Below are 20,637 nucleotides of genomic sequence, written 5' to 3'. Positions count from 1 at the left end.
CTCATGAAGGCGCTGTACTCCCGGCGTCTGCTGATCCTGTTTCCTTCGATGCTGATCCTGCTCCTGCTCGCGGTGTTCGGCCAGGCCCTTCCTGAGGAACTGCGTTCTTTGCAGGTGACGGTCTGGGCGATCACGCTCGCCGGATTTGCGATCGGCCTGGTGCTGGCCGCCCTTGGCACATTCCTGGCTCCGGGACACGAGGCGGCCGGTCGCGAGGCGCGTGCTGTCCGTGCGCCCGTGGTCGGTCGCTGGGCTGCCGTGAACAGTCCGGCATCGAAGGTCCCGAGCCACGGGGTGCGCGGTTACGGGCAGGCGTACGCCATCGATCTCGTCGCAGATCCGGATGACGGCCGTGCGCGCCCGGCGTTCGGGGGCGAGGCGTTCCGCGCTTCGCAGGCATACCCCGCGTTCGGCGAGCCCGTGCGGGCGATGATCGACGGCGAGGTTGTCGTCGCATCCGGGTGGCGTCGCGATCACCGGGCACGGTCGAACTACCTGACGCTGGTCTACATGATGCTCGAGGGCATGCTGCGCGAGATCGGAGGGCCGGGGTGGATCGTCGGCAACCACGTCACGATCCGCGGCGACGACGGCGTGCATGCCTTGGTCGCGCACCTCCAGCAAGGCTCGCTCACGGTGGGACCGGGCGAGCGCGTGCGAGCGGGTCAGGTCATCGGTCGGTGCGGAAACTCCGGCAACAGCAGCGAGCCGCACGTGCACGCCCAGCTCATGGACGCGCAGAACCTGCTGACCGCCCAGGGCCTCCCCATGGTGTTCTCCGACGTTCGCATCGGCGACACTGATCCCGCCGACGTCCTTCCTGAGAACGAGCAGCACATGACCGCATCGGCGTGACGGCTGACATCGCGCGGATCCATCGGTCGATCCGCGCAGCGTGCACCGATCGCGACGCTCCCTCTCACCACCGCTGCGTCGGTCCCGAGCGATGACTATCCGCGTCGCCAGGTATCTACCCCAAGGAGAAGACCTGACGGCACGGATGGCCCGCTACGGCGATGGCCGGAGAAGGACGACGATGACGACCGAGTATCAATCTGCCGCGACGCCGCGTCGGTGGTGGGTCCTGGCTGTGGTGTGCATGGCGATGTTCATGGGCGTACTGGACTCCACGAGCGTGTATGCGGCGTTACCCGTCATCGCGATCGACCTGGGGTTTGCGCCCGCGGAGGTTCAGTGGGTGATCACCGCCTACGGGGTGGCGATCGGTGGACTGCTGCTCCTGGGCGGGCGGTTGGCCGACCACCTGGGCCGCCGACGCATGTTCACGATCGCCGTGGGAGTGTTCGCTGCCGCCTCGTTGGCATGCGGCTTCTCCCCGTCGCCGGAGGTGCTGATCGCCGCGCGGGTGGCTCAAGGCGTGGGTGCGGCGGTGATGACGCCCGCAGGGATGTCGGTCCTGATGCAGGTCTTTCCGGACGGCCCGGACCGCAACAAGGCCCTGGGAATCTGGGGCGGCCTCGGAGGGGCCGGGGCTACCGTCGGGCTGCTGCTGGGAGGTGTGCTCACCGACTGGGCGGGTTGGGCCTGGATCTTCTTCAGCAACGTCCCCGTGTGCCTGATCGTGGTGGCGCTGTGCCCGGTCCTGCTGCCTGAGAGCACGCGCAGCACACAGCGGCTCGACGTGCCGGGAGCGCTCGCGGCAACCGCCGCCCTGGTGCTGGCCCTCCTGGCCCTGTTCCACATCACAGCGCACGGGATCAGCCCTTTCGCGCTGATGCTCTGCGCCGGGGCGTCGGTGGCCGCAGCACTGTTCGTCGTCATCGAACTACGCAGTTCGGCACCGTTGGTGCCCATGCGGATCTTCAGCTCGCGCACCCTCGTCGGAGGCAACCTGGTCATCGTCATCGCCGGCATTGCGGTCGACGGGCTGCTGATCGTGGTGACGCTGTACGCCCAGCAGGTGCTGGGCTTCTCGGCACTGCACTTCGGCCTGGCGATGGCGATCATGACCGTCACCTCGGTCCTCGGGGTGGTCGCCGGACAGCATCTGGTCACGCGGACAGGGTTCCGACTCGTCGCCTCGTGGGGAATGATCCTGTTGATGACCGCCTGCCTGTTGCTGAGTCGGCTGTCCGTCGACGGCACCCTCGTCGAGGATCTACTCGCGGGGCTGGTCGTGTTCGGTGCGGGCATGGGGGCCGCGTTCGTCGCCGGCCAGATCGCGGCACTGACGGGTGTGGCCGAGCACGATTCGGGCGTGGCGGCAGGGCTCGCGGAGACCGGCTTCGCGGTGGGGACCACGATGGGGGCAGGGCTTGCCTCGGCCATCGTGATCGGCGTCGCGACGCGCGCGAGCACGGGGGCGCCGTCGGCGTCGGAGCTGACCGGAGGGCTCGCAGCCGCCCTCGTCGTCCTCGCCGCGCTGGCTGCCGTAGGGGCGCTGTGCGCCGCCGTCCTGCTCCGCACCTCCCGTGCGGCGACCTCGAGGAGTGTGACGCTGTCATGACGCTGGGGGTTGACGACTTCAACGGTCGGATCAGGCCGTACCGTCCAGAGCTGCTGGCTCACTGCTATCGGATGCTGGCATCGATCCACGACGCCGAGGACGCCGTCCAGGAGACATTCCTGCGCGCCTGGCGCGGATACGGCACCTTCGAAGGCCGCTCCTCGATCAGGACCTGGCTGTACCGGATCGCGACCAACTCCTGCCTGCGCGCACTGGAGAACCGCGGCCGCCGAGCCCTACCGGCCGGGTTGGGCGGCCCCTGTGCGGACCCGGCCGCGCACCTGGCCGAGTGGCCCGAGCTGCCCTGGATGGAGCCGATTCCGGACACCCTCCTCGGCGGCCACCTCGGCGCCGCCGCGGACCCGCTCGCCACGGTCACCCGCCGCCACAGTGTGAGGTTGGCGTTCATCGCCGCCCTGCAGCACCTGGCGCCGCGCCAACGCGCGGTCCTCGTGCTGCGCGATGTCCTGGCTTTCAGCGCCGCCGACGTGGCCGCGATGCTCGAGACGACACCGGCCGCGGTCAACAGTCTGCTCCAGCGTGCGCGGTCCCAGATCGCTCACGCCCGGCCCACCGAGACCGATGTCCAGGAGCTGAGCCCGGGGAGGGAGCGTGACCTGCTGGACCGCTTCGTGTCGGCCATGCACGCCCACGACATCCCCGGGCTCGTGGCCGTGCTGACCGAGGACGCTGTCTACGAGATGCCACCGTTCCCCTCGTGGTTCCGCGGGGCCGAGGTCATCGGTCGGATGGTCGATGCGCAAAGCCCTGCAGAGGGCCCCGGCGACCATCTCCTCGTGCCCACTGCGGCCAATGGTCAGCCGGCCTTCGGCCTCTACATGCCCGATGAGGACGGCGTGCACCGGGCGTTCAATCTGCAGGTGCTCACCCTCGCCCCGACGGGGATCAGCCACGTCGTCGCCTTCTTCGACGCGCGACTGTTCAGCCGGTTCGGCCTGCCTGAGACGGCGGTTCCGGATCGGGGCTGATCGACGGCGCGAGCTCGTCGAGCCGTGAGAGGCGCTCGCTCGCGCGCCGGGCCCGGTCGGCCGCGGGCAGCTCCCACCAGGCGGTACCGCGCTCACCGAGCCCTTCCTTGGCGAGCTGGACCCGGTCACGCGCTGAACGTCGAGTCTCGTCGTCGGTGGCTGTGCGCACCGCCGACCGTGCACGTCCGAGATGGGAGCGCAGCTGCCCGGCCACCCCCGGGTCCAACGCCGGATCCTCGGCACGCCACCGCCGCCCCCCGACGACGATCCATCGCCCGTCCTCACTCCGCTCCACCGTCTTCTCAGCCATCGCTCCATCCTGCGATGCTCACGGCCGCCGCACCACCGGCGTGGGCGCTGCCGCCCGGCTGGCACCAGGAGCTGTGCCCGATCGATCCGGACCGGAATAGTCGGGGCCGGCCGCCTATCGAGCGCGAGCAGCCGACCCGCTGACCGGATCGACACGGATACGTGGAGTGCGGGGCCATGGCGCCGCGGAGTCCCCCCAGCCGTGTCGCGCCGGTCACGGAGGGCGCGGTCTACTCCATCCCGGGCCGGCGCCGGGTCTGCTTGGTCTGCCCGCGCTGCCGCTTCGCCTCCAGCCGACGGCGCTGGGAACCACGCGTGCGTCGGGTGGGCCGGCGTACCACCGGTGGCGTCACCGCCTCGCGCAGCACCGCCGCCAGCCGCTCCCGGGCGGCGGCGCGGTTGCGGTGCTGTGACCGGTACTCGGAGGCGTCGATCGTCAGCACCGTCCCGGTCAGCCGAGGCGCCAGATGCGCCAGCACCCGCGCGCGCTGCGTCTCGTCCAGGGCGCTCGTGGTCGAGAGGTCCACGCTGAGCTGAACCCGCGAATCAGTCGTGTTCACGCCCTGGCCGCCCGGACCGGAGGACCGGGAGAACTGCTCGACCACTTCTGCCTCCGGCACCGTCAGCCCATCCGGTGCCCCGGGCCCCGGGGGACAGCGCAGACCGTTCACTTCCTCAGTACTCCTGGCTCTCCTCCCGCAGCCGCGGCTCCACGCGATGCTGCGGGTGGAAGCCCGACTTGTCGGCGTAGAAGGCACGGATGCGGTCCATATCGGCGGAGACGTCACCGGTGAGGTGGAACGTCTCGCCGAGGCCTGAGGTCATCGTGGTGCGATCCATGAAACCGAGGGTGACCGGCATGCCGGTCTCGCGGGCGATCCGGTAGAAGCCCGACTTCCAATGGGTCTGCCCCTTGCGGGTGCCGTCGGGCGTGACGACGAGACTGAACACCTCGCCCGAGGTGAGGCGCTGCACCACCTCGGCCACCACCCGGCTCGGGTCGGAACGGTCCACCGGAATCCCGCCGAGCGCCCGCATGATCGGCCCTTTCCACCCGCGGAACAGGCTTGCCTTGCCCAGCCATCGGATCGGGATGCCCAGCCGCCAGGCGATCGCGAGCATGAACGCGAAGTCCCAGTTGGAGGTGTGCGGCGCACCGATCAGCAGACTCGGCCGATCGGGCCTGGGCAGGGAGTCCAGCCGCCATCGGCTGAGCAACCAGAAGACGCGGGCAAGCAGTCGCCGGAGCACGCCACCACTGTAGGGCACCCCGCCTCCCGGCTCCCTGCCGCCGTAGACTGACCGGGCCGCCAGCGGAGGGAGACGCATGGACGCCGACGTCATCGTCGTCGGAGCAGGTCTCGCGGGTCTGCAGGCCGCCCGCAGTCTGCAACGCGAAGGGCTCGCCGTCACCGTGCTCGAGGCGGGTGACGCCGTCGGCGGGAGGGTGCGCACCGACGTGATCGACGGCTTCCGCTGTGACCACGGCTTCCAGCTGCTCAACCCTGCCTACCCCGCGGTGCGCCGGTGGATCGACACGGCGGCGCTGGGCCTGCAGCGATTCGGTACCGGCGTCGTGGTCCGCGACGGCGAGAACACGACCACGCTGGCGCACCCGATGCGCCACCCCCAACACGCGCTGGAGACGCTGCGTAGCCCGCACCTGCCGCTCGGGGACCTCGCCGCCCTGACCCGATGGCTCGGCCCGACCCTCCTGCGCGCCACCACCGCCTCCCGTGCCGCCCAGGACGAGACCCTGACCGCCTCCTTCGACCGGGCCGGACTGACGGGGCGGTTGCGCCGGGACGTGCTGGACACCTTCCTCGCCGGCGTCCTCGCCGACTCCAGCGGCGGGGCGTCGGCGAACTACGTCAAGCTGCTGATGCGCTCGTTCGCTCTCGCCACCCCCGGCCTGCCGCGGGAGGGGATGCAGGCCCTCCCGGAGCAGCTGGCCGCCGCCCTGCGCTCCCCGGTCCGCCTCGCCGACCCGGTGCGCCAGGTCCGTGAGAGTGCCGACGGCGTGGAGGTCACCACCGATTCGGGCTGGCTGCGTGCCCGGGCAGCCATCGTCGCGGTCGGCCCGCAGGACCTGGCGCTCGTTGACAAACCCACTCCGACGACGCACGGGCTGACGACCTGGTGGTGGCGCACCTCCGAGGTGCCCACGGACAGCTCGTTCCTGATGCTCGACGCCTCACGCCGCGGAGGCGGCCCCGCCGGACCGATCTGGCACACCGCCGTCATCAGCAACGCCGCACCGTCCTACGCGCCGGCGGGTCAGCACCTGATCGAGGCCACCACGCTGCTGGACCGGCCCGACGGGCAGGCGGACGAGGCCGCGGTCCGGGCCGATCTCGCGCGCCTCTACCGGACCTCCACCCGGAGCTGGGACGTCGTTGCCCACCATGTCGTGCCGCACACGCTGCCGGAACTGCCGCCGCCGCTGGTGGCCCGCCGCCCCCAGCGCATCGGCGAGCGGCTGTTCGTGGCCGGCGACCACCGCGACACCGGGTCGATCCAGGGCGCGCTGGTCTCGGGGAACCGGGCGGCCGTGGCGCTCGCCGGCGTGCTGGGCGGGCCGCGTCGACCGTCGCGATGAGTCGTGACGTGCGCTCCCGATGCAGGGCTGTCCACAGGGGCGAGGTGCCGCTCCGCCTCCGGAGGGCGATCGCGACATCGTTGCCCCATGGGAATCAGGTACTACGCCTACGCATTCGACGACGACATGACCGAGCGGGCATTCGCAGACCCTCTGTGCATTCTCTCCGATGACCCCCTCGCCGACGCCTGGGGGCTGGTGCCGGGCGCCGCGGAGAGCCCGGTCACCGGGCAGCCGCGAGTTCCTCCGCGAGACATGCTCTACCTCGACAAGGCCTGGCCGCTGCTGCAGAGCCTCACCGCGCCAGACGGAGCGGCCAGGCCGGCGCACCGGATGTTCGAGGGCGAGGTGAGGATGCACGCCGAGGGGTGGGACCCGTGGATCCGGACACTCTCGCCCGAGGAGATCCCGGCCATCGCTCGAGACCTGGCCGGCATCGACGAGTCCCAGGTGAGCGCCTGCGTCGATCGGATCGCACCAGGACTGCGACGAGCCGGAGATCTCGAGTACGCCCGCGAGTACCTTCGCCGCGCTCAGCGTTTCGTCACCGACCTTGCCGCGGAGCACCGGGGCATGGTGTATCAGATCGGTTAGCCGGAGCACACGCGCGCGGGCCCACGCCCTGGCCCAGGCGTGGTTACAGTCGCAGCATGGCTACCGATGCTGCCCCCGATCGACCCGGCGCCGGCCACCAGAGCGGCCGGACCTGGCTGATCACCGGCGCCACCAACGGCGTCGGGCGTGAGGTCGCCCGGGCCGCGGCCCGCGCCGGTGCGCGAGTCATCGTTCCCGCCCGGCACGCCGGCCGCGGGGAGGAGTTGCTGGCCGAGCTCCGCGAATCCGGGGCGGACGCGGTCGGGGGGCGCCTCGATCTGGCCGACCTCCGCTCGGTCCATGCCTTCGCCGACACCATCGATGAGCCGATCGACGTGCTGGTGAACAACGCCGGCGCCGTCACCTCACGGCGCCGGGAGAGCGCTGAGGGTTTCGAGCTCATGCTGGCCACCAACTTCCTCGGCCCGTTCGCCCTCACCAACCTGCTCGCGCCCCGGGCGCGTGAGCGCATCGTCGTGGTGGCCTCGAATGCCCACCGCTCCGGCCACCTCGACGGCGCCGACCCGCACTTCCGCCACCGCCGCTGGACGATCGCCGCCGCCTATGCGCAGTCGAAGCTGTGCGACATGCTCTGGGGCCGGGCGCTGCAGCCGCGGCTGCAGGCCGCAGGCAGTGACGCCGTCGTCCAGCTCGCCCACCCCGGCTGGGCCTTCACCAATCTGCAGAACGCCACCGGCGTCCCCCTGCTCGACCGGGCGGTCAGTGCCGTCTGCTCGCTCTTCGCCCAATCCGCCGCCGACGGCGCCCGGCCGGTCCTGGCCGCCGCCGTCACCGGCCACGCCCCGGTGACGTATCTGGGCCCGGACGGCTTCCGCGCCATGCGCGGCCGGCCGCAGGTGGAGCGCCCGACGGCGCTCGCGCTCGACGACGAGGCCGCCGAGGCGGTGTGGGCGCTGGGCGTGCGCGAGACCGGAACCGATCTGAACTGAGACTGCCGGCCGGGCGGGGGATGCCTACAGTCGGCCCATGACATCCCAGGACCGCCGCCCGTCCGGCCCGCACCTGCCTCCGCCCGTCATCCTTGCCGCCGCGGCCGGGCTGCAGCGGCTGCTCTCGCGCCGGCCGGCGTCGCCGTCACGGCCGCGGCGGGTGGCGTCGGCGGTCCTCGCCCTGGGCTCGATCGCGCTACCGATGACGGCGGCCCTGAACTTCCGCTCCCACCGCACCACGATCAGCCCGCTGGACCCCGCGGCCACCAGCACCCTGGTCACCTCCGGCCCGAACGCGCTCACGCGCAACCCGATGTACCTGGGCATGGCCGGCCTGCTGGTGGCTCACGCGCTCCGCCGCGGCTCGTGGCCGGCGACGATCCCGCTCGCACTCTTCGTCCTGGTGATCGACCGGACGCAGATCCGCACCGAGGAGCGGGCGTTGGAGAAGCAGTTCGGGTCCGCCTACCGGGTCTACTGCGCCGAGGTGCCGCGCTGGCTGAAGTTGTTGCCGAAACGGCAAAGCTGGTTGCCATGAACGTCTCCGAGAACCAGGATGTCGGTATGACCTCCTCGTCCCAGCACGCCCAGCACGAGTCCACCGACATCGACTCCTACTTCGAGCCGCCGGCCTGGGAGGAGCGCTATGCCGGTCACGGCTCACACTGGAGCGGCAGCGCGAACCCGCAGCTCGTGGACGTCGCCGCCGGCCTGGCCCCCGGTACGGCGCTCGATGTCGGGTGCGGGGAGGGCGGCGATGTCATCTGGCTCGCCCAGCAGGGCTGGCAGGTCACCGGTGCGGACTTCTCCGCCAACGGCCTGGCTCGCGCGGCTCAGCACGCGGAGGACGCAGGGGTGGCCGAGCGCGTGGACTTCTGGCAGACGGACGCCCGCACGTTCGAGGCCACCGGCGCTCAGTTCGATCTGGTGACCACCCACTACCTGCACCCACCCGACGGCGGAATGGTCGCCGTCGTGGGGCGCCTGGCCGGCGCCGTGGCCGCCGGTGGGCACCTGCTCGTGGTGGGGCACGCGCCGACGGGCACGCACATGCCGCAGAGCGAGGCCCACGCGAAGGCGATGTTCCTCGCCGCCGATCTGCTGCCCGCCGTCCCGGACGGGTTCGAGGTCCTCGTCGCCGAGCAGCGCCCCCGCTCGGTGGTGCGCGAGGGCCGGAAGATCGACATCGAGGACTCCGTGCTCGTGCTCCGGGCGCCGGGAGCCGGAGCGCGCTGAGGTCCTAGAATCGGCCTCCATGGACTGGGACTTCGAGGGCGAGATCATCGCATGGCGTGGCCCGGCCCCGTTCCTGTTCGTCGATATCGACCCCGACCTCTCCGCGGACATCAAGGCCGCCGCCCAGGGCCTGGAGTACTGGGGGCAGGTGGCCGTCGAGGCGACCATCGGCGCGACCACCTTCACCACGGCGCTGTTCCCGAGGCAAGGCCGCTACCTGCTCCCGGTGAAGGTGGCGGTCCAGCGAGCCGAGGGCGTCGGCGAGGGTGATGTGGTGGCCGTCTCGCTCGCGCTCCGGTACGAGCGGTGAGCCGGTCCGGGCTCGTCCTCACCGAGGAGTTCACCCGCGCCCTGGAGATGCTCGAGGGCGGGCAGAACCTCTTCCTCACCGGTAAGGCCGGCACCGGGAAGTCCACCCTGGTCCGCCACTTCCTGGGCACCACCGCGCGGCGGGTGGTGGTGGCGGCCCCCACCGGGATCGCCGCACTGAACGTACGCGGCTACACCATCCACCGACTGCTCGGGCTCACGCCCACCACCTCGCTGGCCGACGTGCGCGAGGGCTCCTACCGGCCGGGCCGCTTCGCCGCGACCCTCGCCGGGCTGGACACCCTCGTGGTCGACGAGGCCTCGATGATCCGCGCCGATACCTTCGACATGCTCGCCGCGGCGCTGACCAGGTTCGGGCCCCGCCCGGGGGAGCCCTTCGGCGGGGTCCAGCTGGTGCTCGTCGGTGACCTGTACCAGCTGCCTCCGGTGGTCACCGCAGCAGAGGCCGACCACTTCGCCACCCGGTACGAGACGCCCTACTTCTTCTCCGCCGACTCCTTCGACGCCGACCTGTTCCCGACCCTGGCGCTGACCACGGTGTTCCGTCAGCTCGGCGACGACCAGCTCACCGCCACCCTCAACGCCATCCGCGAGGGCGTCCTCGTCGGGCAGGCGCTGGACGCGCTCAACGCCCGCACCGACGCCTCCTTCGAACCCCCCGAGGACGAGTTCTGGCTCACCCTGGCACCGACGAACCGACTGGTCGCCGCGCGCAACCGTCAGCGACTCGACCGCCTCGAGACCCCCGAGCATGTCAGCCACGCCGCGCGCTACGGGGACCTCTCGCTGCTGGACCCGCCCGCGGACGAGATCCTGCGGTTCAAGGTCGGCGCCCAGGTGATGATGCTCACGAACGACCCGGCCAACCGCTGGGTCAACGGCACCCTCGGCCGCATCGACGCGGTCGAGGTCGAGGCCCACGGGTACGCCGTCACCGTGACCTTCACCAGCGGTGAGTCGGCGCGCGTGAGCGACCACACCTGGGACTCCACCCGGCCGGTGATCGAGCACGGCGCGATGCGCCACGAACTGATCGGCACCTTCACCCAGCTGCCGTTCCGGCTCGCCTGGGCGATCACCATCCACAAGAGCCAGGGCCAGACCCTCGACCGCATGGTGGTCGACCTCTCCGGTGGCGTCTTCTCCCACGGCCAGGTCTATGTGGCCCTCAGCAGGTGCACCTCGATGGCGGGCCTGGTGCTGCACCGACCGGTGCTGGCCAAGGACCTGCGCACCGATCGCCGCATCGCCCGCTTCCTGCGGCCCGCGAGCGCCTGCGCCACCCACGCCCGGTACTGCGGGATCGGGATCCTCACCGTGGGGGAGGAGGGCCGGATGTCCCGGCCCCGCCCGGTGGAGATCGCCATGGCCTTCGAGGACGGCACCGCGGTCAGCACCCTGGTCAACCCGCAGCGTGACCTCGCCCAGGCACGCGCGCAGTACGGCATCACGACGGCGGACGTCGCCCTCGCGCCGACCCTCACCGAGGCGTGGGCGATCCTCGCCCCGTTGCTGGAGGGATGTATCCCGGTCGGGCCCCGGATCGATGAGACCGTGGCGCTCCTCGACTTTGAGCTCAAGCGCCTGGGGACGGCGTGCGTGCTCCCGCTCGGCGTCGACGTGCCCGCGCCGGCGGCCGGCGGCGAGGCTGTGAGCGCGCTGGATCGCGCGCGCCGGGCGCTGCGCTCGTTCCGGGCGATGCAGATGACGCCCGAGGCGGGGGACGCCTTCGGCGAGCCCTCGCCCGACCTCGTGGCCCAGGCCTACCTGCTGAGTCAGGACGACGTGCCCACCCCCGAGATCGTGCACCTGCCTGCCCTCACCGAGCTGCTGCGCGCCGGTGTGCCGGTGGCTGCCGCGCTGCTCGGGCGGGCACCGCACGCCGGCGCCTCCCCGACGCCGGAGATGTCCGGTCCCCTGCGCGAGACGATGGCGGCCCAGGTGGAGCGAGCGCTCTCGCGTGTGCCGGTGACCGATGACCTGATCCGCCGGGTCGGCGCGGTCGACGCCGTGCTCGGCACGCGCTTGGCCGAGGGCTTCGAGGCGAGGGCTCGTACCCGGCCCGATCCCGGGTTGGCGCTGGTGGAGGGAGCTCGGGTCTGCTTCACCGGAGAGGTGCTCACGCCGTCGGGGCGCCCGCTGGGCCGCGAGGAGATGGAGGCGCTCGCGATCCGGGGTGGTCTGCGTCCCGTGCCGTCGGTGACCAAGACGCGCACGGACGTCCTGGTCACGGCCGAGGCGGGCACCCAGTCGGGGAAGGCGCGTAAGGCGCGCGAGTACGACAAGGCGGTGGTCGACGCCGAGACCTTCCTGGCCTGGCTCATCGACCGGGGCCTGCACGTTCCGCAGTGATCCGCGAGTGTCTACGATCGACGACATGACAACCCCGGCTCGCCTGCGTCGAGCAGCGCTGGACCTGCCCGAGGCGGAGGAGCAGACCGGCGACGGAGCACCCGCCTTCACCGTGCGCGGGACGACCTTCGCCCGCGTCGTGAAGGACGAGGCCGAACTGCGGCTACCCCCCGAGGTGGTCCGCGAGGTGGTAGCCGGCCGGCCCGGGAGTGAGGCGGTCAGTCGTGGCCCCTTCGTGACCGGGGTGCTCCTGCCGCTCGCGGATGTGGATGGACAGGCGCTCAACGGCCTGGTGGCCCAGGCGTGGCGGCACTGCGCCCCACCGGACCTGCGTGAGCGGTACGACGCCGCTGTGGCGGGGACGGCCGCGACCGACCTGCCCGCCATCGGCAAGCCGGCCACCCGGGCGCTCGCCGCCGCGGGGATCACGACCATGGAGCAGGTGGCCGCGCTCTCCGAGACCGAGCTGCTGGCCATGCACGGAGTCGGGCCGAAGGCGGTGCGGATCCTCGGTGACGTGCTGACCGAGCGGGGACTTTCCCAGGCCTGATCGCAGGCGGGCGCGCCTGCCCGCTCGACCCGGATGGCTTCATTATCGCGCCCGGCAACTACGAAGCCCAGGCTCACGCCGTCGTCGCGAACCTGCGACAGGCCCTGGCGGACCTCGGCGCGGATCTGACCGACGTCGTCTCCCATCGGGTGCTCGTGGCCTCCTCGGACCAGGCCGACCTGGTCCGGGTGTGGAACGTCGTCCGGGCCGCGTTCGGCGACCGTGACGTCCCGTCCACACTGATGGGCGTCACCGTGCTCGGCTGCGACGCCCAGCTCGTCGAGGTCGAGGCCGTGGCGGTGCTGCCGGATCCGCCGCTGCCCTCGGACGGGGTGTTCGACGTCCGGCCGTCCGGAAGGCGCTTGCCCAGCGGTGGCTGTTCCATTACGGTGCGAGTGAGCAATTTTCACCTAGGTAACGGAGCCATGAAAATGAATCTCACGGCATCGCGTCGGACTTTCCTGGTCGGCACGGCAGCGGCGCTGGCTGCAGCTGGGACGATCGGCACCGGCTCGGCGGCGCTCGCGGCCGAGCCCTTCGACGGACTGGTCGATCGACGGCGGGAGTTCCTCACCGGCGGTGAGGTCGCCGCCACCCATCCGGAGCTGGCCGAGAAGCGGGCGAGCATCGATGCCGAGGTCAGTGAGCTCGTCGACACCTTCGTCCGGACTACCGGGCGCACGGGCCTCTGGCCGGACCTGCGGATCGGCGCCGCCTCGAACACGGCGGAGGTCGGCAACATGGGGGTGACGGCGAACCGGATCACGATGCTGGCCACCGCGTGGGCGTCGGCCGGGAGCGAGTACTACCAGGATCCCGACCTCCGCTCGGACCTGCAGGGAGCGCTCTGGTTCCTCTCCGGGCAGTACCGCGCCGACCGAGGCCGGCCGGGCAACTGGTGGTTCTGGGAGATCGGGCTCCCGCGCCAGCTGGCCGACACGCTGATCCTGCTGGGTGACGACGCTCCCGCGGAGGCGGTGGACTTGCTCATCGCCGCGATCCGGTTCCACGCGCCCGATCCCAACGTCCGGCGGGACTACCCCACCCTGAAGGAGACGGGCGCGAACCGCGTGGACAAGGCGCTCTCGTGCATCATGCGCGGCCTGATCGACGAGGATGTCGACGACGTCATCCTGGGGCGGGACGCGCTCTCCGATGTCGCCGGAGACGGCGCGAACAGCGTGTTCGGCCGGGTCACCTCCGGCGACGGCTTCTACGACGACGGTTCCTTCGTCCAGCACGGCTACCTGCCCTACTCCGGCACCTATGGCGGTGTGGCGATCACCGGAGTGGCGGAGGTGCTGGCCCTGCTCGCCGGCAGCGAGTGGGCGGTGACCGATCCGGACGTCAACAACCTGTTCGAGTCGATCGACCTCACCTTCGCCCCCTTCCAGTGGGACGTACGCACCATGGACACCACCCGTGGCCGCGCCGTCTCGCGCCAGCAGGGCCAGGACTTCCACTCCGGATTCGCGATCGCCTCGGCGGTGCTCGTCCTGGCCGACTCCGCCCCGGAGGCGGACGCCACCCGCTACCAGGCCATGGTCAAGGGCTGGCTGGAGCGGACCGAGGACCAGCCGCTGGCCACCAACACCCAGACGCTCGCCGCGACCGCGCGCAGCCTGGCCGTCGCCGAGAACGATGACGTGACAGCCGCCGGTCCGCGCACCGGGACGACGAACACCTACCACCAGGAGCGGATCGTCCACCACCGGGGTGACTGGGCCGCCGTCGTGAACACGTCCTCGTCCAGGATCGGCCGCTACGAGTGGGGCAACCGCGAGAACAACCTCGGCTGGTACCAGGGCGACGGGATGATGTTCCTCTACCACCGCGAGGACTCCGCCCAGTACTCCGCCGACTTCTGGCCCACCGTGGATCCGTACGCGCTGCCCGGCACCACGGTCACCGGTGAGGAGCGCGAGTCCGGCCTGGGGGACGGCACGGGCATCCCGCGCGCGCAGAATGCCTACGCCGGTGGTCTCACGCTCGCCGGCGAGCTCGGGACGACGGCCATGGACCTGCAGAACTTCTCGGACAATCTGCGCGCGAACAAGTCCTGGTTCTACCTGCCCGACCGGGTCGTCTGTGTGGGCTCGGGCATCACCGACAGCTCCGGCACCGGGGCGCGCACGATCGCCGAGAACCGGTCCTTCCCCGTGGGGGAGGTCCCCGCCGTGCAGGTCGATGGCGAGGACGTCACGCTCGAGGAGTCCCCCCGGCCGGCCTCTGCCGTGCACGTGGCCAACCATGCCGGCGTCGTGGCGCTTGCGCCCGTGGGGGCAGAGGAGGTTCCCGCCTGGCAGGTCCGGGCCGAGACCCGCACCGGCAGCTGGCAGACCATCAACGACGGATCCGACACCGGCGGCACCGATGAGGAGGTGAGCCGCGCCTACGTCCGCATCGAGCGGGAGCACACCGGCGACGATGACTGGTACGCGTACCAGGTCCTCCCCCTCGCCGAGGCCGGCACGATCGTGGCCGAAGCGGCCGAGCCGACCGTGACGGTCCTGCTGGCGGACCCGGCCGCGCACCTGATCGAGGCCTCCGACGGAACCCGGATGGGGCACTTCTTCGCCGAGGGCACGTTCGCCGGCTACACGGTGAGCGGGCCCTGCGCGGTGGCCCACCGGCGTGCGCCGCACGCGACCGGAGGTAGGGCCGCAGCCGGCGCCTTCCGCACCGAGATCGTGGTCTCACAACCCACGAAGTCCGGCGGCACCCTGAGCGTCTCCTTCGACATGGACGCACCCGGCACGCTCGTGAACGCGGACGACTCCGTACAGGTGGTCGCCACCAGCCCGTTGGAATTGGCGGTGGATGCTGACATTGCTCCGGGCAGTGAGCACCGGATCGTCTTCGCGAGCCTCGCCACGGCCGAGCCCGTCACGGTCGAGCACCTGGACACCGAGGGCGAGCCGATCGCCGACCCGGTGATCATCGAGGGTGAGATCGGGCAGTCCTACGAGGCTGAGCCGCTGGCACTGTCCGGATACCTGGATCCGGAGATCCCGGACAACGCCACCGGCACCATTGCCGAAGTGCCGATCACGGTGACCTTCGTCTATGAGCCGGAGCCGTCGCCGTCGCCGACCGATGACGGCTCCGGTTCGACGCCGACACCCACAGCGACCACCGGCACGGGGACGGTGACCCCGACCGATCCGGGCTCGACCGGCTCCACCGGTGGTTCGGGTGGCGGGCTGGCGAACACCGGTAGCTCGATGCTCCCGCTCGGAGCCGGCGCCCTGGCGGCCACCGCCCTCGGTGCAGCTGTCCTGGCCGGCCGGCGCCGTGGTGCGGTGGCCGGCGAAGCCGAGGACTGCTCCGGCGACACCGAGGCGGCACCGGAGCAGGAGTAGCCGCTCTCCGAACATGCGCAGACCCCCGTCGATCGCAGCGATCGACGGGGGTCTGCGTGCGGGACGGTCTGCTCAGACCCTGTCGGCCAGCGTCGCCACGATCCGGTTCAGCGTCTCCGAGGGACGCATCACCGCGGACGCCATGGCGTCATCGGGGCGGTAGTAGCCACCGATCTCGGCCGCGGCGCCCTGCACGGCGAGCAGCTCCGCGGTGATGGCCTCCTCGTTGTCCTGCAACGACTGCGCGATCTCGGCGAACCCGGCGGCGAGCTCGGCATCCTCGCTCTGGCCGGCCAGCTCCTGCGCCCAGTACAGGGCGAGGTAGAAGTGGCTGCCGCGGTTGTCGATCTCGCCGACCTTGCGGCTGGGGGACTTGTTCTCGTTCAGGAACGTCGCCGTCGCGCGCGAGAGCGTGTCGGCCAGTGCCTTGGCCCGGGCGTTGCCGGTGGAGGTACCCAGGTGCTCGAAGCTCTCGGCCAGGGCCAGGAACTCGCCCAGGCTGTCCCAGCGCAGGTGGTTCTCGGCCACGAGCTGCTGCACGTGCTTGGGAGCGGAGCCGCCGGCGCCCGTCTCGAACAGGCCACCGCCGTTGATCAGCGGCACCACCGAGAGCATCTTGGCGCTGGTGCCCAGCTCCAGGATCGGGAACAGGTCGGTCAGGTAGTCGCGGAGCACGTTCCCGGTCACCGAGATGGTGTTCTCGCCGCGGCGGATGCGCTCGAGCGAGAACCGGGTGGCCTCGACCGGGGACATGATCTCGATCTGCAGACCGTCCAGCTCGTGATCGCCGAGGTACTCCTTGACCTTGGCGATGAGGTTGCGATCGTGCGCGCGGGTCTCGTCCAGCCAGAACACGGCCGGGTCGCCGGTGGCGCGGGCGCGCGTGACGGCGAGCTTGACCCAGTCGCGGATCGGCACGTCCTTGGTCTGGCAGGCGCGCCAGATGTCACCGGGGGAGACCTCGTGGCTGAGCAGTACCTCGCCGGCGGCGTTGACGACCTCCACGCGGCCGGCGGTGTCGATCTCGAAGGTCTTGTCGTGGCTGCCGTACTCCTCGGCCTTCTGCGCCATCAGGCCGACGTTGGGCACTGAACCCATGGTGGTGGGGTCGAAGGCGCCGTTCGCGCGGCAGTCCTCGATCACGGCCTGGTAGACGCCGGCGTAGGAGGAGTCAGGGATCACCGCGAGGGTGTCCTGCTCGGCGTCGTCGGCGTTCCACATGTGCCCGGAGGTGCGGATCATGGCCGGCATCGAGGCGTCCACGATCACATCGCTGGGCACGTGCAGGTTGCTGATCCCCTTGTGCGAGTTGACCATCGCCAGCGCGGGGCCGGCAGCCAGGCCCTGCTCGACGGCGGCCCGCACCTCCTGCGCCACGCTCGCCTCGAGCGCGTCGAGGCCGGAGAGGATGGCGCCGAGCCCGTCGTTGGGGCTCAGGCCGGCGGCCTGCAGCTGCTCGCCGTGGGTGGCGAAGACCTCGGGCAGGAAGGCACGGACGGCGTGGCCGAAGATGATCGGGTCGGAGACCTTCATCATCGTGGCCTTCAGGTGCAGGGAGAACAGCACACCTTCGTCCTTGGCGCGGTGGATCTGCGCGGCGAGGAAGGCGTCGAGCGCCTCGGCGCGCATCACGGTGGCGTCGACGACCTCACCGGCGAGCACGGGCACCGACTGCTTCAGGGTGCGCTCGGTGCCGTCGGCTGCGACGTGACGGATGGTGAGGGTGTCCTCGCGCTCGATCACCACGGACTGCTCGTTGGAGCGGAAGTCGTCGGCGCCCATCGTCGCGACGTTCGTCTTCGAGTCCGCACTCCACTCGCCCATGCGGTGGGGGTTGCGGCGCACGTACTCCTTGACGGCCATCGGTGCCCGGCGGTCGGAGTTGCCCTCGCGCAGCACCGGGTTCACGGCGCTGCCCTTGACCTTGTCGTAGCGCGCGCGGGTGTCCTTCTCCTGCTCGGTCTTCGGCTCGTCCGGGTAGTCCGGCAGGTCGAAGCCCTGCTGCTGCAGCTCGGCGATCGCCGCCTTGAGCTGGGGCACGGAGGCGCTGATGTTGGGCAGCTTGATGATGTTGGCCTCGGGCGTCTTCGCCAGCTCGCCGAGCTCGGCCAGCGCGTCACCCATCTGCTGCTCGGCAGGCAGGACGTCGTTGAAGGCGGCGATGATCCGGCCGGAGAGGGAGATGTCGCGCGTCTCGACGTCGACACCGGCGGTGGCGGCGTAGGCCTCGATGATCGGCTTGAACGAGTAGGTCGCCAGCAGCGGTGCCTCGTCGGTGTGGGTGTAGATGATGGTCGACATTCAAGGGTCCCGTCGTGGAGTGCGGTGCTGATTGCTCGACATCAAGATATCGCCTCCCCGGGGCCTGGCGCCTGTTGCCGCCGCCGTCCTTGCCGGCACGCAGCGTCTCCGGTCGGCCCACCCGTTCCGCGGCGCCGGGGAATCCGGGCGTCGACCTCGCCGAGAACGGCGCCCGTGGTCGTTGTTGTGCAGCACAGGTACGTATTGCTGCGGTGCACGGAAGATCACGGGAGGAAGGTGGACGGAAGACGCGCTGCAAATGCCGTCTCATTCAGTAGAATTGGATTTCACCATATGAGACCCAGTCCTCGTTGTCTCGCTGACCAGCGCGGACGTTCTGCCGCGACGTGTCAACGACTGGGACGGCCCCGGCACCGCGCTCAGGAATGCGTTGCGAGCGAGGCGGGCTGACCGAGGGCAATGGCCGGGTCAAATGGGCGCTATGGACAGACGTGTGTCCGTTAGGTAACGATGCGGATACAAGATTGTCAGGGGAGGGCTGTCGCGCACTGACGCGTGTGTACAGTTCCCGTGTCCATGGCGAACGTTCGCCCGTCCGACCCACCAGGTCGTTCCGGACCCCGGTCCGGGGCGGGGGGCTCCCCGCCATCCAAAGGAGGAACTGTGAAGATCAGGCGCATCACCGCCGTCGCTGCCACGTTGGCAGCAAGCGCACTCGTGCTGAGTGCGTGCGAGACCCCCGACACCTCGTCCTCAGACGACGGCCTCGACACCGGAACCGCTGTCACGGTCGGCTGGAACCAGGGTTTCTACGAGTACAACGCTGACAGTGCGACGGGTAACGCCACCGCTAACGCGAACATCCTGTACTTGATGAACTCGGGTGTGAACTACTACGACGGCGACCTCAACCTGGTCCCGGACGAGTCCTTCGCCTCCTACGAGGTGACCAGCGAGGACCCGCTCACCGTCGAGTACACCTTCGCTGACGAGGCCTCCTGGTCCGACGGCACGCCGGTCGACGCCGCCGACATGCTCCTGAGCTGGGCCGCCCTGAGTGGCCACCTGAACACCGCCGAGTTCGTGCAGTCCTTCGACGAGGAGGGCAACGTCGTCTGGCTGTACCCGGAGGACTCCGAGAACGCCGGTGACGAGGTCCCGCAGGAGGAGATCGAGAACAACGTCTTCTTCAACTTCACCTCCGGCACGATCGGGCTGATCGAGGAGACGCCGACGATCTCCGAGGACGGCAAGACCATCACCATGGTCTACTCCGAGCCTTTCGCGGACTGGGAGTCCAACATCGGTGTCGGTGTGCCGGCGCACGTGGTAGCCATGCACGCCCTCGAGATCGAGGACGCGCAGGAGGCCAAGGACGCCCTGGTCGAGGCCGTCACGAACGAGGACGCCGAGGCGCTCGCCCCGATCTCCGACTTCTGGAACAACGGCTTCGCCTTCGGTGACACCCTGCCGGACGACGAGTCCCTGTACCTGTCCAGTGGTGCGTACATCATGACCGACTTCGTCCGTGACCAGTACGTCACGCTCGAGGCCAACGAGAACTACGCCGGCGACCACCAGGCGCAGATCGAGACCCTCACCGTGCGTTACAGCGAGGACCCGATGGCCCAGGTGCAGGCGCTGGAGAACGGTGAGCTCGACCTCATCTCCCCGCAGGCCAGTGCCGACACGCTGCAGGCGCTGGAAGCACTCGGCGACGACTTCGAGGTGCTCACCGGCGAGGGCGGCACCTACGAGCACGTCGACCTGATGTTCACCAACGGCGGCCCGTTCGACCCGGCCACCTACGACGGTGACGAGGAGACGGCCCTGGCCGTGCGCCAGGCGTTCCTGAAGCTCATCCCGCGTCAGGACATCGTCGATCGGATCATCTCGCCGCTCAACCCCGAGGCGTCGGTCCGTTCCTCCTACACCCAGATCCCCGGCTCGCCGAACTACGACCAGGTCGTCGAGGCGAACGCGATGGACGAGCTGTACCCGCTCGAGCTCGACCGCGAGGGCGCTGCCCAGCTCCTCGAGGACGCCGGGGTCGAGACCCCGGTCGAGGTGCGCATCATGACCGCGGCGGACAACGTCCGTCGTCAGGAGCAGCTCGCCCTGCTCACCGAGTCGGTGCAGCAGGATGGTCTGTTCGAGATCAATGACCAGTCCAGCGCCGACTGGGGTTCGCTGCTGTCCGACCCGAGCGGTTACGACGCCTCGATGTTCGGGTGGCAGTCCACCTCCACCGCGGTGAGCGAGTCCCGTGCCAACTTCGAGGACGGCGGCGGGAACAACTTCGGTGACTTCTCCGACCCGCGGGTGGACGAGCTGTACGACGAGCTCGCCGTCACCACCGACGAGGCGCGGCAGGCCGAGATCCTGGCCGAGGTCGAGTCGATCCTGGTCGAGGACGGGTTCGGCGTGACCATCTACCAGCACCCGGGCGTGCACGGCTTCAACGCCCGCCTGCAGGGTGTGGACCCGATCTCCATCTCCCCGACCATCTTCTGGAACTTCTGGGAGTGGGAGACGGACCTGACGGGTGACGAGGCAGCGGAGGACGACGAGTCCTGATCGCGTCACTGACGTGAGACCTGGGGGTGCCGGCTCCGGCCGGCACCCCCAGGTCTGCCC

At 70.5% G+C, this 20,637-nt stretch carries 17 protein-coding genes; 13 read left to right on the top strand and 4 right to left on the bottom strand.

Features of this window, described 5'->3' with window-relative positions; translation table 11 throughout:
- Window positions 1-3: 3 nt before the first annotated feature.
- From LQF12_RS12445 to LQF12_RS12435, 3 genes are all read left to right on the top strand, one after another.
- Window positions 4-855 carry a M23 family metallopeptidase gene (locus LQF12_RS12445; protein ID WP_231053246.1) on the top strand — a complete coding sequence of 284 codons (852 nt, stop codon included), beginning with the start codon at window positions 4-6 and terminating at the stop codon, window positions 853-855.
- Between the two features lie 181 nt (window positions 856-1,036).
- Window positions 1,037-2,467 carry an MFS transporter gene (locus tag LQF12_RS12440; RefSeq protein ID WP_231053245.1) on the top strand — a complete coding sequence of 477 codons (1,431 nt, stop codon included), beginning with the start codon at window positions 1,037-1,039 and terminating at the stop codon, window positions 2,465-2,467.
- Complete coding sequence (locus LQF12_RS12435; RefSeq protein WP_290370695.1) at window positions 2,464-3,456, top strand: sigma-70 family RNA polymerase sigma factor; 993 nt, start codon at window positions 2,464-2,466, stop codon at window positions 3,454-3,456. The genes LQF12_RS12440 and LQF12_RS12435 overlap by 4 nt, the downstream gene beginning before the upstream one ends.
- Here the strand turns inward: LQF12_RS12435 and LQF12_RS12430 are convergent.
- The 3 genes from LQF12_RS12430 to LQF12_RS12420 form a co-directional block, all read right to left on the bottom strand.
- A complete protein-coding gene (locus LQF12_RS12430) occupies window positions 3,410-3,766 on the bottom strand; it encodes a biopolymer transporter Tol (protein WP_231053243.1) in 357 nt (118 codons plus the stop codon). The two genes, LQF12_RS12435 and LQF12_RS12430, sit on opposite strands and share 47 nt — an antisense overlap.
- 229 nt (window positions 3,767-3,995) lie before the next feature.
- On the bottom strand, window positions 3,996-4,385 hold the full coding sequence (arfB, locus tag LQF12_RS12425; RefSeq protein WP_435531189.1) for an alternative ribosome rescue aminoacyl-tRNA hydrolase ArfB: 390 nt from the start codon (window positions 4,383-4,385) through the stop codon (window positions 3,996-3,998).
- Window positions 4,386-4,440: 55 nt separating this feature from the next.
- Complete coding sequence (locus tag LQF12_RS12420; protein WP_231053241.1) at window positions 4,441-5,016, bottom strand: 1-acyl-sn-glycerol-3-phosphate acyltransferase; 576 nt, start codon at window positions 5,014-5,016, stop codon at window positions 4,441-4,443.
- Between the two features lie 76 nt (window positions 5,017-5,092).
- Here LQF12_RS12420 and LQF12_RS12415 point away from each other — a divergent pair, with 76 nt between their 5' ends.
- From LQF12_RS12415 to LQF12_RS12370, 9 genes are all read left to right on the top strand, one after another.
- Window positions 5,093-6,364 carry a flavin monoamine oxidase family protein gene (locus tag LQF12_RS12415; RefSeq protein WP_231053240.1) on the top strand — a complete coding sequence of 424 codons (1,272 nt, stop codon included), beginning with the start codon at window positions 5,093-5,095 and terminating at the stop codon, window positions 6,362-6,364.
- Between the two features lie 87 nt (window positions 6,365-6,451).
- Window positions 6,452-6,958, top strand: a complete 507-nt coding sequence (locus LQF12_RS12410) for a DUF1877 family protein (RefSeq protein ID WP_231053239.1) — start codon at window positions 6,452-6,454, stop codon at window positions 6,956-6,958.
- A 56-nt stretch (window positions 6,959-7,014) separates the two neighbouring features.
- A complete protein-coding gene (locus LQF12_RS12405) occupies window positions 7,015-7,908 on the top strand; it encodes an SDR family NAD(P)-dependent oxidoreductase (protein WP_231053238.1) in 894 nt (297 codons plus the stop codon).
- A gap of 37 nt (window positions 7,909-7,945) precedes the next feature.
- Window positions 7,946-8,446 carry a methyltransferase family protein gene (locus LQF12_RS12400; RefSeq protein ID WP_231053237.1) on the top strand — a complete coding sequence of 167 codons (501 nt, stop codon included), beginning with the start codon at window positions 7,946-7,948 and terminating at the stop codon, window positions 8,444-8,446.
- 26 nt (window positions 8,447-8,472) lie between these two features.
- The gene (locus tag LQF12_RS12395; protein ID WP_231053236.1) at window positions 8,473-9,144 is read left to right on the top strand and encodes a class I SAM-dependent methyltransferase; all 672 of its coding nucleotides are present in this window, start codon (window positions 8,473-8,475) and stop codon (window positions 9,142-9,144) included.
- A 19-nt stretch (window positions 9,145-9,163) separates the two neighbouring features.
- Complete coding sequence (locus tag LQF12_RS12390; protein WP_231053235.1) at window positions 9,164-9,454, top strand: DUF1905 domain-containing protein; 291 nt, start codon at window positions 9,164-9,166, stop codon at window positions 9,452-9,454.
- Window positions 9,451-11,826, top strand: a complete 2,376-nt coding sequence (locus LQF12_RS16445; protein WP_290370693.1) for an AAA family ATPase — start codon at window positions 9,451-9,453, stop codon at window positions 11,824-11,826. Before LQF12_RS12390 ends, LQF12_RS16445 begins: the two co-directional genes overlap by 4 nt.
- A 25-nt stretch (window positions 11,827-11,851) precedes the next feature.
- Window positions 11,852-12,376 (top strand): helix-hairpin-helix domain-containing protein, encoded by a 525-nt coding sequence (locus LQF12_RS12375; protein ID WP_231053234.1) that lies wholly within the window; start codon window positions 11,852-11,854, stop codon window positions 12,374-12,376.
- A complete protein-coding gene (locus LQF12_RS12370; RefSeq protein WP_354004708.1) occupies window positions 12,373-15,738 on the top strand; it encodes a polysaccharide lyase family 8 super-sandwich domain-containing protein in 3,366 nt (1,121 codons plus the stop codon). Before LQF12_RS12375 ends, LQF12_RS12370 begins: the two co-directional genes overlap by 4 nt.
- Before the next feature lie 72 nt (window positions 15,739-15,810).
- On the opposite strand, the gene LQF12_RS12365 is transcribed toward LQF12_RS12370, so the two are convergent.
- On the bottom strand, window positions 15,811-18,039 hold the full coding sequence (locus LQF12_RS12365) for an NADP-dependent isocitrate dehydrogenase (protein ID WP_231053233.1): 2,229 nt from the start codon (window positions 18,037-18,039) through the stop codon (window positions 15,811-15,813).
- 624 nt (window positions 18,040-18,663) lie between these two features.
- Here LQF12_RS12365 and LQF12_RS12360 point away from each other — a divergent pair.
- A complete protein-coding gene (locus tag LQF12_RS12360) occupies window positions 18,664-20,577 on the top strand; it encodes an ABC transporter family substrate-binding protein (RefSeq protein ID WP_231053232.1) in 1,914 nt (637 codons plus the stop codon).
- Window positions 20,578-20,637 lie beyond the last annotated feature (60 nt).

The organism is Ruania suaedae, assembly GCF_021049265.1.
GTDB classification, from domain to species: domain Bacteria; phylum Actinomycetota; class Actinomycetes; order Actinomycetales; family Beutenbergiaceae; genus Ruania; species Ruania suaedae.
Note: the sequence above shows the minus strand (reverse complement) of the source record. Positions and strands in the feature narration are given on the sequence as shown.